This window comes from Pseudomonas sp. FFUP_PS_473 (assembly GCF_002858665.1).
In the GTDB taxonomy this organism is placed as follows: domain Bacteria; phylum Pseudomonadota; class Gammaproteobacteria; order Pseudomonadales; family Pseudomonadaceae; genus Aquipseudomonas; species Aquipseudomonas defluvii.
The window spans coordinates 1-14255 of sequence record NZ_PJQQ01000009.1 but is presented as its reverse complement, the minus strand read 5'-3'; the positions used below and the strand labels follow the sequence as shown (position 1 = coordinate 14255).

Sequence of the window (14255 nt, the reverse complement as noted above, 5' to 3'; positions counted from 1 at the left end):
GGCGCTTCGGCCGAACGTGACACGCTGACGTAAGTTGAAGTTCGCGTATTTCGATTTGCACGGCAGCGACCTAGAGACGTGTTGGTTTGCCATCAAGCCAGATCGAACAATCCCTTTGATGTAGTCCGCATCCCAGCGGCAAGTAGGACGCATCCCAAACCCCAAAAAAGGCACTCAATGCACAGCGCGCTTTTTCCTCACCCGGAAAGTAACGGGCTGCCATAATGAGGGCGCATCACGAGTGGTTCTGAGGGGGAGCCACCGCGCGCACGGAGGTTCACCCATGTTCGATGTCACCGCATTGCTGCGCCAGCGCTTCGCAGCCTTGCGCAGCACCGCCGAATTCTTCTCGCTGCGCTATGTGCAGGAGTCCCGACAACACCTGTCGGTACGCAAGAACGTCGCCGAGCCACCCAGCCTGGGTTGCGATGAAGGGGCGATGCTGACAGTACGCCTCAACGGCGTGGAAGCCTATGCAGCAACCGCCGACCTGTCCCAGGCGGGCCTGCAACGCGCGCTGGAGCAGGCCGAAACACTGGCCCGAAGCATCAACGGCCACGCCCTGCTCAACCTGAGCCAGCAGCCGGTGACCAGCGCTCAGGCCGACTACTGCTCCCCCAACCTTGCGCAGCCGTTTCCCAGCCTTAGCGACTGCTATGCGCTACTGGCCAGCGAATCAGCCAGCGTACCGGCGGACTCGCGCCTGGTGAATTGGCAGGCCAGCCTGGGCATCACCACGGTCGAACAGATTTACCTGAACAACGCTGGCGCGCAGCTGCGCCAGGCCCAGCGCTTCGTTTATCCAGGGTTCGGGGTCACCGCCTTTGACGGTCAGGACAGCCAAAGCCGCAGCCTGGGCCGGGAAAATTTCGGCCAGCAGGGCGGGTTCGATGTGATCGAGCGTTGCGGGCTGATAGGTGCCGGCGCCTTGGTCGCCGACCAGGCACTGCAACTGCTGCTGGCACCCAATACGCCCAGCGGCGTACGCGACCTGCTGTTGATGCCCGACCAGATGATGCTGCAGATCCACGAGTCCATCGGCCACCCGCTTGAAATGGACCGCATCCTCGGTGACGAGCGCAACTACGCGGGCACCAGCTTCGTCAACGCCAGCGACTTCGGCCATTTACAGTACGGCTCTACGTTGCTGAATGTCACCTTCGACCCCGATATCCCGGAACAACTGGCCAGCTATGCCCATGACGATGATGGTACGCCGGCACACAAGACCTTCCTGATCCGTGACGGCCTGCTACTACGCCCCCTGGGCAGTGCGTTGTCGCAGTTTCGCTCCGGCCTCGATGGCGTTGCCAACAGCCGCGCCTGTGGCTGGAACCGTGCACCGATCGACCGCATGGCCAACCTCAATATCGAGCCGGGCGAACAGAGCCTGGCGCAACTGATCAGCGGCATCGAACACGGCATTCTGATGAAAACCAACCGTTCGTGGTCCATCGACGATGCGCGCAACAAGTTCCAGTTCGGCTGCGAGTGGGGCCAGTTGATCGAAAACGGCGAGCTCAAGGGCGTGGTCAAAAATCCAAATTATCGGGGCGTTTCAGCACAGTTCTGGCGCAACCTCAGCGCCGTGGGCGATGCCAGCACCTTCCAGGTACTCGGCACACCTAACTGCGGCAAGGGCGAACCCAACCAGGTGATTCGGGTCGGGCATGCCTCACCGGCCTGCGTGTTCAGCCAGATCGACGTATTCGGAGGAGATGCCTGATGGCCTACCTGGAACATTTCCAACGCCTGGTGAACAGCCTGCGCGATGCCGTACGCGCCCCCGAACACTTCACCCTGAGCTACAGCGCCGAGCAGTCGCAGTTCATTCGTTTCAACCATGCCCAGGTCCGCCAGGCCGGCAACGTCGCGCAGGCCAGCGCCAGCCTCAAACTGATCGACAGCGGACGTCAGGCCGACTTTCAACTCACCCTCAGCGGGGACAGCGACGTTGACCTACAACGCCTGCAGCAGGCCCTGGCACAACTGCGACAGACCTTGCCGCTGATCCCGGTCGACCCCTACCTGAAACTGAACGAGGCCGTCTGGCATAGCCACAACGTGCAGAACACGCCTCTGCCAGACACCGCCGAGGTACTCGCCCAGATCGCCGCAGGTGCCACGGGGCTGGACCTGGTCGGGATCTACGCAGCAGGCCCGATCTGCCGAGGCTTCGCCAGCTCATTTGGCGCCTTTGGCTGGCATCAGGCCAACAGCTTCAACCTCGACTGGAGCCTGTTCCATGCCAACGGGCAGGCCGTCAAAGCCAACTATGCCGGCCAATGCTGGGACGCCGCGACATTGGCCTTGCGCCTGCATCAGGCCCGCGAGCAACTGGACTACCTGGACCGCCCACTCAAGGTCCTCGCACCCGGCCAGTACCGTGCCTACCTGGCGCCCGCAGCGCTGGACGAAATCATCGGCATGCTCTGCTGGGGTGGTTTTTCCGCCCAGGCCATCGCCAACAAGGACAGCCCGCTACAACGTCTTTACGCCAGCGATGCACAGTTGAGCCCGCTGATCGGCATCGCCGAACAGGTCAGCGGCTCGCTCAGCCCAGCGTTCTCCGAGGAAGGCTACCCGCGCAGCGACCTCTCGCTGATCGCACAGGGCAAGGCCCACCAACGACTGGTCGGTGCCCGCAGTGCAGCCGAGTTCGAGTTGCTGGCCAATGGCGCCGACAGCGATGAGTCACCCTGCGCACTGAGCATGGCCCCCGGCGAACTGGCGGCGGATGCAATCCTCGCCCAACTGGGCACAGGCCTGTACATCAGCAACCTCTGGTACCTGAACTACTCAGACCTGCCAGCAGCGCGCATGACCGGCCTGACCCGCTTCGCGACCTTCTGGGTTGAGGACGGGAAAATCCAGGCACCGGTCAGCACCATGCGCTTTGACGACAGCGTCTACAGCCTGCTCGGTACGCAGTTGGAAGCACTGACCTGCGACCGCGAGCTGATCCTGTCGACCAGCACCTATGACCAACGCCAGACCCGCTCTACGCACCTGCCGGGCGCGCTGGTCAAATGCCTGACGCTGACCCTGTGATAGCTACTTATCGCCGGCAATACCGGCGATAAGGCCCCACCTCGGAGAGAGGCCCTATGCCTGATCGCGCGCCCCTAGACAGCACCACCGCCCGCTGGATTCCCTGGGTGGTGGCCATCGCTTTCTTCATGCAGTCACTCGACGGCACCATCCTCAACACCGCCCTGCCCGCCATGGCCCGCGACTTGGCCGAAGACCCCCTGCGCATGCAGTCTGTCATCATCGCCTACATGCTCACTGTGGCCTTGCTGATTCCCGCGTCGGGCTGGATCGCCGACCGCTTTGGCACCAAACGGATCTTTTTCGGCGCGATTTTGCTGTTCAGTATCGGCTCGCTGCTCTGCGCCTTGGCCGACAGCCTCGGGATGCTGGTCGCCGCACGGGTGATCCAGGGGCTGGGCGGCGCGCTGATGCTGCCCGTCGGACGCCTGGTGGTGTTGCGCGCCTACCCACGCTCCGAGCTGGTGCGGATCATGAGCTTCATCACCATTCCCGGCCTGCTCGGCCCACTGCTGGGGCCGACCCTGGGCGGCTGGCTCGTGGAAATACTCAGCTGGCACTGGATCTTCCTGCTCAACCTGCCCGTCGGGGCGGTGGGTTGCTATGCCGTGTGGAAATTCATCCCCGACTTGCGCGGTACCGAGCGCACGCGCTTCGACGGCATGGGTTTCCTGCTGTTCGGCGCGGCAATGGTGCTGATCACCATTGCCATGGAGGGCTTGGGCGAGCTGCACCTGCCACACCTGCGGGTGATGTTGCTGCTGTTCGCCGGCATGGCCTGCCTGGCAGCCTATTGGCTGCGCGCCGGCAGTACGGAGGACCCGCTGTTCTCGCCTCGTTTGTTTCGCACCCGGACCTTTTCGGTGGGTATTCTTGGCAACCTGTTCGCCCGCCTGGGCAGTGGCGCCCTGCCTTTTCTGGTGCCACTGCTGCTGCAGGTCGCGCTGGGCTATTCGCCTTCAGAAGCCGGCATGAGCATGATTCCGCTGGCGGCCGCGGCGATGCTGGCCAAGTCGGTGGCCCAACCCCTGATCGAGCGCCTCGGCTACCGTACGATCCTCACCGGCAACACCCTGCTGCTGGGCGTGCTGCTGGCCAGCATGGGACTGGTCGATGAACAGACGCCCTACGCCGTGCTGCTGGTCCAATTGGCACTGCTTGGGGCCGTCAACTCGCTGCAATTCACTGCAATGAATACCGTGACCCTGATCGACCTTGACGATGCCAGCGCCAGCAGCGGCAACAGCCTGCTTTCCGTGGTGGCACAACTTTCGCTGAGCCTGGGTGTCGCCTGTGCCGGTGCGCTGCTGGGCGGGTTCACCGCAGCGGGCAGTGCCGAAGGGGTGGAAAGCACACTGGGTGCGTTCCAACTGACCTTCCTGACCATCGGCCTGATGGCCATGTTGGCCGCAGCGATCTTCATGCAGCTGTCAAAGACGGACGGAAGGCGTGCCCGTCGTCTGGAACCTGAAATCGAGCCTTAGGGCGAATGGCCACGAGGCTGGTACACTGCGCGACATTTTGTTTTGCAGGCCCGCCTCGTGACCACCATTGCCACCGCCTTCGATACCCTGCCGCTGTCCAGCGCCATGCTGGCCAACCTGGACGCCCTCGGCTACGCCCAGATGACCCCGATTCAGGCCCAGAGCCTGCCGGTGATTCTCAAGGGCATGGACCTGATCGCACAGGCCAAGACCGGCAGCGGCAAGACCGCCGCTTTCGGCATCGGCCTGCTCAACCCGATCAACCCGCGCTACTTCGGCTGCCAGGCCTTGGTGCTGTGCCCAACCCGTGAGCTGGCCGACCAGGTCGCCAAGGAACTGCGGCGGCTGGCCCGCGCCGAAGACAACATCAAGATCCTGACCCTCTGCGGCGGGGTTTCGCTCGGCCCGCAGATCGCCTCGCTGGAACACGGCGCGCATATCATCGTCGGTACCCCGGGGCGGATTCAGCAGCACCTGAGCAAAGGCACCCTGGTGCTCGACGGGCTCAACACCCTGGTACTCGATGAAGCAGACCGGATGCTCGACATGGGGTTCTACGACGCCATCGCCGACATCATCGGGCAAACGCCGAAACGCCGTCAGACCTTGCTGTTCTCGGCAACCTACCCGGCCGGCATCAAGCAACTGTCGGCAGCCTTCATGCGCGACCCGCAGCAGGTCAAGGTTGAAGCCCTGCACGCCGACAACCAGATCGAACAACGCTTCTACGAAATTGATCCGGAACAGCGCCTGGAAGCCGTAACCCGCGTACTCGGGCATTTCCGCCCACAGTCCTGCGTGGCGTTCTGCTTTACCAAACAGCAGTGCCAGGAAGTGGTGGAGCACCTGCAGGCCAAAGGCATCGTCGCCGCGGCCCTGCACGGCGACCTGGAACAGCGCGACCGCGATCAGGTCCTGACCCTGTTCGCCAACCGCAGCAGCTCGGTCCTGGTCGCCACCGACGTCGCCGCCCGCGGCTTGGACATCGACGCTCTGGACATGGTCATCAACGTCGAACTGGCCCGTGATGCCGAGATTCATGTACACCGTGTCGGCCGTACCGGACGCGCAGGCGAGAAAGGCCTGGCCGTAAGCCTGGTGGCGCCTGCCGAAGGTCATCGCGCCCAAGCGATCGAAGCCCTGCAAAAGGCGCCGCTGCGCTGGGAACAGCTCGACAGCCTCAAGCCCCAGAGCGGCGCCCCGCTGCTGCCGGTCATGAGCACCCTGTGCATCGCTGCCGGCCGCAAGGACAAACTGCGTCCGGGCGACATTCTGGGTGCCCTGACCGGCGATGCCGGTTTGCCCGGCACTCAGGTCGGCAAGATCGCGATCTTCGACTTCCAGGCCTTTGTCGCAGTGGAACGTGCGGTGGCCAAGCAGGCCTTGCAGCGCCTGAACAGCGGCAAGATCAAAGGGCGCTCGTTGCGCGTGCGGATCGTCTGATCCCATTACCCGCAAAGCCGGCTCCCGCCCCTGCGGGAGCGGGCTTGGCTGGCGACAGGACGACACGGTTTCAGCTTTCTACCCCGAGGATTTTGCAGTGCGTTCCACCGAAGTCATCATCATCGGCGCAGGCGCCGCCGGCCTGATGTGCGCCCTGACCGCCGCCAAGCGTGGCCGTCAGGTTGTATTGCTTGACCACGCCAACAAACCGGGCAAGAAAATCCTGATGTCGGGTGGTGGCCGCTGCAATTTCACCAACATGTACACCGAGCCGAGCAATTTTCTCTCGCAGAACCCGCATTTCTGCAAATCCGCGCTGGCACGTTACACCCAGTGGGATTTTATCGAGATGGTCAGCAAGCATGGCGTGCCGTACCACGAGAAGAAACTCGGCCAGCTGTTCTGCGACCATAAATCCAGCGACATCCTCTACATGCTCCTGGCCGAGTGCGATGCCGCAGGCGCCGAATTGAACATGAACACCCGCATCGATCAGATCGAAAAACTCGAAAGCGGCTATTTGCTGGAAACCAGTGCAGGCAAGCTGCAATGCCAGTCGCTGGTGATCGCCACCGGCGGCTTGTCGATCCCGACGCTGGGGGCGACCGGCTTTGGTTATCAGGTGGCGCGTCAGTTCGGTCACAGCGTACTGCCGACCCGCGCAGGCCTGGTGCCCTTCACCATCACCGACCAGCTCAAAGCGCTCTGCACCGAGCTGTCCGGCACCTCGGTCGACTGTATCGCCAGCTGCAACGGCGTCAGCTTCCGCGAAAACCTGCTGTTCACCCACCGCGGCCTCAGCGGCCCGGCGATCCTGCAGATTTCCTCGTTCTGGGAAGCCGGTGATACGCTGGAAATCAACCTGCTGCCGGACCACGACGCGTTGACCTGGCTGCAACAGCAGCAAGCCGAACGCCCCAACAGCGAGCTGAAAACCCTGCTCGGTGAACTCTTCACCAAGAAAATGGCCAACCTGCTGGCCGAGCAGTGGTTCGTGTCCAAGCCAATGAAACAGTACACCCCGGCTGAACTGGCTCAGGTCGCGGAGAAACTCGGCGCCTGGCAACTGGTTCCCGCCGGCACTGAAGGCTACCGCACTGCCGAAGTGACCCTGGGCGGCGTCGACACCCGCGAGGTGTCCTCCAAAACCATGGAGTCACTCAAGAGCCCTGGCCTGTATTTCATTGGCGAAGTGCTGGATGTCAGCGGCCACCTCGGTGGCTTCAACTTCCAGTGGGCGTGGGCTTCGGCCTACGCCGCCGCACAATTCGTCTAACCTTCGCGGTAGAATCGGCGCATCACGGAACAAATTTTGCTGGGACATTACCGCGACGGCAGCTTGCCGTCGCGACCCGCTCAATTTCGATCACTGCCCTGCAGGCCTGACTCCCGCCATGTCATCCACATCGTTGCGCCATTCACTGCGTCGCCTCTGGGCTCTGGATAAATTCAGCTACAGCATCCGGGTATCGATCGCCCTGACCGGAAGCATGGCGCTGTGTTGGTACCGGGACGAAATGGGCCTGCTGATCCCGCTGTTCCTCGGTATCATTGCCAGCGCCCTGGCAGAAACCGATGACAGCTGGCAAGGCCGACTCAACGCCCTGGCCGTTACCCTGGTCTGCTTTACCGTCGCCGCGCTGTCGGTAGAGATGCTGTTCCCTTACCCCATTGTGTTTGTCTGCGCCATGGCATTGGCGGCCTTCGGCCTGACCATGCTCGGCGCACTGGGCGAACGCTACGGCGCGATCGCCTCGGCGACGCTGATTCTCTCGGTGTACACCATGATCGGTGTCGACCAGCGCGGCGGCGAAGTCACCGACTTCTGGCACGAACCCTTGCTGCTGGTAGCCGGCGCTGCCTGGTACGGCCTGCTCTCGGTTCTCTGGCAGGCCCTGTTCTCCAACCAGCCCGTGCAGCAAAGCCTGGCCCGGCTGTTTCGCGAGCTGAGCCGCTACCTCAAGCTCAAGTCCACGTTGTTCGAGCCGATTCGTCAGCTGGATGTCGAAGCACGACGTCTTGAACTGGCACAACAGAACGGTCGGGTGGTGGCCGCGCTCAATGCCGCCAAGGAAATCATTCTGCACCGGGTCGGCAATGGTCGCCCTGGCTCTAAAGTCAGTCGCTACCTGAAGCTGTACTTCCTCGCCCAGGACATCCACGAGCGCGCCAGCTCGTCGCACTACCCGTACAACGCATTGGCCGAGGCGTTCTTCCACAGCGATGTCCTGTTTCGCTGCCAACGCCTGTTGCGCCAACAGGGCGTGGCCTGCCAACAGCTTTCAGAATCGATCCAGCTGCGTCAGCCATTCACCTACGACACAGGGTTTGCCCAGGCCCAGGAAGACCTGCACGCCTCACTCGAGCACCTGCGCAGTCAAAACAACCCAGCCTGGCGCGGCCTGCTCCGTTCGCTTCGCGCCCTGGCGGCCAACCTGGCCACACTGGACCGTCTGCTCAGCGACGCGAGCAACCCCGACAAACTGGCTGACAATAGTGACTCCAGCCTGCTCGACCGCTCGCCCCACAGCCTGGCGGATGTCTGGAATCGGCTACGCCAACAGCTGACGCCGACGTCATTGCTGTTTCGTCACGCGTTGCGCCTGCCGCTGGCACTGTCGATCGGTTATGGCATGGTGCACCTGATCCACCCCACCCAAGGCTACTGGATCATCCTCACCACGTTGTTCGTCTGCCAGCCCAACTATGGCGCCACGCGACGCAAGCTGGTGCAGCGGATCATTGGAACGGGGATTGGCCTTACCGTTGGCTGGGCATTGTTCGACCTGTTCCCCAACCCGCTGATCCAGTCGATGTTCGCAGTTGTCGCCGGCGTGGTGTTTTTCGTCTACCGAACCACCCGCTACACCCTGGCCACGGCAGCGATCACTCTGATGGTGCTGTTCTGTTTCAACCAGATCGGTGACGGCTACGGGCTGTTCTTGCCACGCCTGTTCGATACGTTGATTGGCAGCCTGATCGCCATCCTCGCAGTCTTCCTGTTCCTGCCAGACTGGCAGGGGCGGCGGTTGAACAAGGTGCTGGCCAATACCCTGAGTTGCAACAGCATTTATCTGCGCCAGATCCTCCAACAGTATGCCAACGGCAAGCGCGACGACCTGGCCTACCGCCTGGCGCGCCGCAACGCCCACAACGCCGATGCGGCGCTGTCGACCACCTTGGCCAACATGCTTATGGAGCCCGGGCATTTCCGAAAGGAGGCGGATGTCGGTTTTCGATTCCTGGTGTTGTCGCACACCCTGCTCAGCTACCTTTCAGGCCTCGGCGCCCATCGCGATAGCGTCCTGGCGGCCGAGGCACGTACCGATCTGGTCGAAGGGGCCGGGGCACGCCTGGCAGACAGCCTCGATGAAATCGCCGTCGGCCTGTCGACCAAACTACCCGTTGCGATTCACAGCGATGACGAGGAAGCCCTCGCCAGCAGACTGGAACAGGTACCCGAGGAAATCGACGAAACCCAACGTCTGGTCCAAACCCAGCTGGCCTTGATCTGCCGCCAACTGGGCCCGCTGCGCACCTTGGCGGCGCATCTGATCAAAGAGTCTGCGGCCTGATCACAAACCGTACTGTTTGAGCAGGCGGGCATAGCTGCCATCGGCCCGCATCGCCACGATAGCCTGATCGAACGCGGCAACGATTTGCTGATGACGAGGGTTTTTCAGGCTGACCAGAATGTGCAGGCTGTTTTCACTGAGCGGCTTGCCGAAAAACTCAACGCTGTCGCGAACAGGCGCAGGTTCCTGCTTGAGAAAATGGCGAGCGACGTACTCGTCCTCAAGGGTCAAGCTTACCCGGCTTGCTGCCAGCATTCGCACCGCCACCGAAAAGCTGCGCACCGGGACCTTCTGCAAGCGGCTATCGGCATCGAAGCTGAGGGAGTATGCATAGTCACGAACGACTGCGATCGGATAGGGATACAAATCCGCCAGGGTCTGGAAGGTAATCGCTTCATCCCTGCGCTTGAGCAAGCGTATGCGGTTGGTCAGGTACCCGGCCGAAAATTCCCCTATCCGAGTACGTGAGTCGTTGTACCACGCATTGACCAGGATGTCGTAACGGCCCTCGCCCACGCCCATCAATGCCCGCGCCCAAGGGACCTGCTCAAATTCGCTGTCATAGCCGGCACGCTTGAGCGCTGTGGTAACAAGCGCCGTAGCCAGCCCGCCCCCTTCCAGGCTGGCATCGGTGAACGGAGGCCAGGCATCCGCCACAAGCTTGAGCTTGTCCGCTGCGATCAGGGGGGATGTTGCGCAAAGCATTCCAAGCAAAACCAAGACTCGAAGCAATACAGACATGCTCAAATCCCTTAGCGAGCACCCTGCCCGCGCCAATGTCCAACTGCCTGAAAATGCACCTGGTGCCAGAACTCTAGAAGGCGAATTCAGATTACACAAAGATGAAGGGCTCGGGCAGCAGAAATAATAGCTATTTGCCTTCACCGTTGATCGGGCGCACAACAGACACAATCCGCCGCAACTTCAGTCTCGTCGTGGGCACATTGCTCTGCCATGATGAGTCATTGACATCAGGACGAGGCCTATCATGCCCATCGAATGGCTCTGCAAACACCACTCGGACCTTGGCAAGGAACAGCTCTACGCCATCCTCAAACTGCGCTCGGAAGTATTCGTCGTTGAACAGAAATGCCCCTATCTGGACATCGACGGGGAAGACCTGGCCAGTGACACCTGCCACTTGATGGCATGGCAGGACGACACGCTGGTGGCTTATCTGCGCCTGCTCGACCCCACGTCGCAGGGCGGTGACGTGGTGATCGGTCGGGTGGTGATCGCACCGCACGCACGCGGAAAAGGCTTGGGGCATGAACTGATGGAGCAAGGTTTGAAGCATGCCGAGCAGCTCTGGCCCGACGTGCCGGTGTACCTGTCAGCACAAGCACATCTGCAGGACTACTACGCCCGTCATGGTTTCAAGGTCGCAGGTGAGGCCTACCTGGAGGACGGTATTGCGCATGTCGGCATGCGCCGCTAGCCACTGACCTCCACGGCACATGGCGCAGTCGTCTGCGCAGCGGTATCAGGGATAACCCAGCACCTCGCGGATCTGCCCCAGGTGCTGGAGGACCCACTGAGGATCAATCGCTCCCCAGTCACGAATACGGTAATGCCCGGCATGATTGCGCGCCCCAGCCTGCTGTTCGAACTCGCAGAGGATGTCCAGGTCACTCAACGCGGCAATCGTGTCCTGAGCGGTACGCCGTGGCATGCCGGTGGCATCCATCAGGGCGGGAACGCTGCTGGCGGTCTGGCTGTCGATCAACCAGGCAACGTACAGGCGGCGGTAGAAGCTGGTCTTGGTCTTGCTCACATCCATCGGCAAATCCTTGTCAGTCAGGCCTGGGCAGGCAACTCCCGCCAGGTCAGGTAAACACGCAGGTCAAACTCCAGTTGATGGTAGCCCGGCTGCATGTATTCACAGAGCTGATAGAAGGCCTTGTTGTGCTCGGCCTCCTTGAAGTGCGCCAGTTCATGAACCACGATCATGCGCAGAAACTGCGGGGCCGCCTCCTTGAACAACGAAGCAATACGTATCTCTTTCTTCGCCTTGAGTTTGCCTCCCTGCACCCGCGACACCGCCGTGTGCAAACCCAGTGCCCGGTGGGTCAGGTCGAGCCGATTGTCGAACAGGACCTTATCCAGGTTCGGCGCATTGCGCAGGTACTCCTGCCTGATGGCTTGGGCATAGGTGTACAACGCCTTGTCGCTCTGCACCTGATGCCGCTCGCTATAGCGCTGCGCCAGATAATCGCCGAGGCGGTTGCTGGCGATCATCTGGCGCACCTGATCTTGCAGGTTGGCGGGGTAGGCTTGCAGGTACTTGAGGGCGGTCATGGCTACAGCTGAATAGATAAAGACGCAGTGTAACCAACTACCTGTGCTGCCAGTCAAAAAACGCCGGAAAAGCCCCCGCATCCTCGGTCGTCAATGGGTGCGCCACCAAAAAGCCCTGGACGTACTCACAGCCATTGGCCTGAAGCCAGTCGGCCTGAGCACGTGACTCGACCCCCTCGGCAATCACGCTGATTCCGTACTGCCGACACAATTCAATGACGGCGCGAACCAGTACTGCATCCATCGTCGACTCGGGCAACCTGGCAACCAGATGGCGGTCGAGTTTAAGGGTGTCTATCGGCAAATCGCGCAGCATGCGCAATGAACAGTCGCCGGCGCCAAAGTCGTCCAGCGCCACCCGCACTCCCAATTGCCGTAGGCGCTGCAATTGCTTTAGCACGATATCGTTACTGAAGTTCAACGATGTTTCAGCAACCTCGAGCTCCAACTGCGCGGGTATCAGACCATGGCCCTGAATGACCCGCCCGAGCTCTTCGGCTAGGTTCGGCATGGAGAACTGGGCCCGACTCAGGCTGATACTCAACACGACGTCAGCCCCTAACACATTCCCCCAGGCCTTGCGCTGCGCGGCGCCCTGCTGATAGATCCAACTGGCCAGCCGGGTAATCAGCCGCGCCTCCTCCAGCAACGGAATGAACAACCCTGGCGGCACATCGCCAACACTTGGGTGCTGCCAGCGCAACAGCGCCTCGAAGCCTCGCAAGCGGCCATCGGCAAATGCAACCTGCGGCTGATAGACCAGGTTGAAATCGTGGTTCTCGATAGCATCACGCACGCTGTCTTCGAGCATCAAGCGCGAACGCGCACGCCCATTGAGCTCCTGATCGTAATAGCGGTACTGCTGACGACCCGCCTGTTTCGCCGCGTACATGGCAGCATCGGCAGCACGCAGCAGCCCGGCAAGGCCTGTGTCGCAATCAGGGCACGTGGCAATGCCGATGCTGACGCCCAAGGTGACTTCCATGCCATCGATCAATTGGCAGATCGACATCCGTTCGATCAGCCTTTCCGCGAAACGAGCCGCCTGCTCCGGGTAGTCCAGCGCATCAAGCAGGGCGGTAAACTCATCACCGCCCATGCGCCCGAGGATCGCATGCGCCCCCAGGCAATCCTTCAGTTGCTCGGCCACCCAATGCAACACCCGGTCGCCGGCTTCATGACCCAGCGTATCGTTGACGCGCTTGAAGCCATCCAGGTCCAGGTACATCAGGGCCTGCGCCTTTTGGGAATGCTCACTGCGCAGCAACACGCTCTCTGCTGCCTGACAGAACCCCCGGCGATTGAGCAGGCCGGTCAACGGATCAGTGACCGCCTGATGTTCAAGCTGCTGATGCAGGTTGCGCACTACTGACATGTCCAACACCGTCACAACCATCGCCTGCTGCTCGCCAGGCAGCGGCGCGCAGGACAATGCCACCGGCAGCAACTGGCCGGTTCCGGTACGCAGCACAGCATCATGCAGGCGGTAGATTTCACGGCTCTGGTAAGCCTGGTAGAACGCTGAATCGCGCCATAGGGTAGCCTCTGGCGTCTGCAGGAAGGTCAGCAGATCCACACCTTGCAAACGCTCGACGGGCATTTCAAGCAAGCGTGAAATCGCCGGATTTGCAAACTCGATGAGGCCATTCTCGGCCACGACCAGGATGCCTTCAGCGGCATTTTCAAGCACCGACGCATTGAAAGCGCGCGCCGCCTCCAGATCGCGACTCAGGCGTTGCAGCTCACGGCGATTGCGCTGCTGTTCAAGCAGTGTCTGCACCTTGGGCTTGAGAATTTGCGGGTCAAAAGGCTTGAACAGGTAATCAACAGCCCCGCTGGCATAGCCCTTGAGCACAGACGCCTGGGACTGCTCATTGGCTGTCAGGAAAATAATCGGGGTCATGCGTGTACGCTGGCTGCCACGCATCAGGCGGGCCACTTCGAATCCATCCATCTCCGGCATTTGCACATCAAGCAGTACGAGGTCCACTTCATGCTCGAGCAGCGCGCTCAGCGCTTCTCTCCCGGAGCTTGCCGTCAGTACCTGCCAGTCTCGCCGGGCCAACAGCGCCCGCATGCTGATCAGGTTTTCAGGGTAATCATCAACGACCAGCAACACCGAGTTGCCGTTTTGATGCTGAGTATGCGCGCAATCCATGCTGCTTCTCTTATGAGACCGATCTCTACTTCGGCTGAAATATGAACCTAACTCTAGTCGTGGCGGCCATAAATCTGAAGCCAGCATCCCGTGATCACGTAATGAAACGGGCGCTCACCGACTAACGGTCTGTCCGAGCGAGCCAACACGGTCCTGTGCTTGGCTCGCAAAATCGAGTAGGAGGCGAGTTCACACCCGCCGTCCTCTCACACCACCGTGCGTACGGTTCCGTACACGGCGGTTCAG

11 protein-coding genes are annotated in these 14255 nt (G+C 61.4%); 7 read left to right on the top strand and 4 right to left on the bottom strand.

Translation table 11 applies throughout. From position 1 onward, the window contains the following. Window positions 1-283: 283 nt before the first annotated feature. The 6 genes from CYD26_RS08110 (at window position 284) to yccS (ending at window position 9553) form a co-directional block, all read left to right on the top strand. Window positions 284-1726, top strand: a complete 1443-nt coding sequence (locus tag CYD26_RS08110; RefSeq protein ID WP_102052346.1) for a TldD/PmbA family protein — start codon at window positions 284-286, stop codon at window positions 1724-1726. Further along, window positions 1726-3051 carry a TldD/PmbA family protein gene (locus CYD26_RS08105; RefSeq protein ID WP_102052345.1) on the top strand — a complete coding sequence of 442 codons (1326 nt, stop codon included), beginning with the start codon at window positions 1726-1728 and terminating at the stop codon, window positions 3049-3051. The genes CYD26_RS08110 and CYD26_RS08105 overlap by 1 nt, the downstream gene beginning before the upstream one ends. A gap of 56 nt (window positions 3052-3107) precedes the next feature. Continuing rightward, window positions 3108-4535 (top strand): multidrug transporter subunit MdtD, encoded by a 1428-nt coding sequence (gene mdtD / locus CYD26_RS08100; RefSeq protein WP_065760294.1) that lies wholly within the window; start codon window positions 3108-3110, stop codon window positions 4533-4535. Between the two features lie 105 nt (window positions 4536-4640). Then, window positions 4641-5978 carry an ATP-dependent RNA helicase DbpA gene (gene dbpA, locus CYD26_RS08095; RefSeq protein ID WP_256587994.1) on the top strand — a complete coding sequence of 446 codons (1338 nt, stop codon included), beginning with the start codon at window positions 4641-4643 and terminating at the stop codon, window positions 5976-5978. Window positions 5979-6075: 97 nt separating this feature from the next. Then, window positions 6076-7254, top strand: coding sequence for an NAD(P)/FAD-dependent oxidoreductase (locus CYD26_RS08090; protein WP_102052344.1), 1179 nt, complete (start codon window positions 6076-6078; stop codon window positions 7252-7254). Window positions 7255-7372: 118 nt separating this feature from the next. Continuing rightward, the gene (gene yccS / locus CYD26_RS08085; protein ID WP_065760292.1) at window positions 7373-9553 is read left to right on the top strand and encodes a YccS family putative transporter; all 2181 of its coding nucleotides are present in this window, start codon (window positions 7373-7375) and stop codon (window positions 9551-9553) included. Here the strand turns inward: yccS and CYD26_RS08080 are convergent, their stop codons facing one another. Beyond that, window positions 9554-10294: an ABC transporter substrate-binding protein gene (locus CYD26_RS08080; protein WP_102052343.1), complete on the bottom strand. Its 741-nt coding sequence runs from the start codon at window positions 10292-10294 to the stop codon at window positions 9554-9556. It abuts the gene before it with no gap. A gap of 247 nt (window positions 10295-10541) precedes the next feature. On the opposite strand from CYD26_RS08080, the gene CYD26_RS08075 reads away from it, so the two are divergent. Beyond that, complete coding sequence (locus CYD26_RS08075) at window positions 10542-10991, top strand: GNAT family N-acetyltransferase (RefSeq protein ID WP_065760290.1); 450 nt, start codon at window positions 10542-10544, stop codon at window positions 10989-10991. 45 nt (window positions 10992-11036) lie between these two features. Here CYD26_RS08075 and CYD26_RS08070 read toward each other — a convergent pair whose 3' ends face one another. From CYD26_RS08070 to CYD26_RS08060, 3 genes are read right to left on the bottom strand one after another with little or no spacing between them, the layout of a single operon-like run. After that, the gene (locus tag CYD26_RS08070) at window positions 11037-11333 is read right to left on the bottom strand and encodes a helix-turn-helix domain-containing protein (RefSeq protein WP_102052342.1); all 297 of its coding nucleotides are present in this window, start codon (window positions 11331-11333) and stop codon (window positions 11037-11039) included. Window positions 11334-11350: 17 nt separating this feature from the next. After that, window positions 11351-11851, bottom strand: coding sequence for a YgjP-like metallopeptidase domain-containing protein (locus CYD26_RS08065; RefSeq protein WP_065760288.1), 501 nt, complete (start codon window positions 11849-11851; stop codon window positions 11351-11353). A gap of 37 nt (window positions 11852-11888) precedes the next feature. Continuing rightward, window positions 11889-14009: a bifunctional diguanylate cyclase/phosphodiesterase gene (locus CYD26_RS08060; RefSeq protein WP_102052341.1), complete on the bottom strand. Its 2121-nt coding sequence runs from the start codon at window positions 14007-14009 to the stop codon at window positions 11889-11891. Window positions 14010-14255: the final 246 nt, after the last annotated feature.

Coding starts and splice junctions, on each gene's coding strand:
- yccS (WP_065760292.1), top strand. CDS start 7,373: ATGTCATCCACATCGTTGCGCCATTCACTGCGTCGCCTCTGGGCTCTG.
- mdtD (WP_065760294.1), top strand. CDS start 3,108: ATGCCTGATCGCGCGCCCCTAGACAGCACCACCGCCCGCTGGATTCCC.
- CYD26_RS08105 (WP_102052345.1), top strand. CDS start 1,726: ATGGCCTACCTGGAACATTTCCAACGCCTGGTGAACAGCCTGCGCGAT.
- dbpA (WP_256587994.1), top strand. CDS start 4,641: ATGCTGGCCAACCTGGACGCCCTCGGCTACGCCCAGATGACCCCGATT.
- CYD26_RS08065 (WP_065760288.1), bottom strand. CDS start 11,851: ATGACCGCCCTCAAGTACCTGCAAGCCTACCCCGCCAACCTGCAAGAT.
- CYD26_RS08110 (WP_102052346.1), top strand. CDS start 284: ATGTTCGATGTCACCGCATTGCTGCGCCAGCGCTTCGCAGCCTTGCGC.
- CYD26_RS08060 (WP_102052341.1), bottom strand. CDS start 14,009: ATGGATTGCGCGCATACTCAGCATCAAAACGGCAACTCGGTGTTGCTG.
- CYD26_RS08070 (WP_102052342.1), bottom strand. CDS start 11,333: ATGGATGTGAGCAAGACCAAGACCAGCTTCTACCGCCGCCTGTACGTT.
- CYD26_RS08075 (WP_065760290.1), top strand. CDS start 10,542: ATGCCCATCGAATGGCTCTGCAAACACCACTCGGACCTTGGCAAGGAA.
- CYD26_RS08080 (WP_102052343.1), bottom strand. CDS start 10,294: ATGTCTGTATTGCTTCGAGTCTTGGTTTTGCTTGGAATGCTTTGCGCA.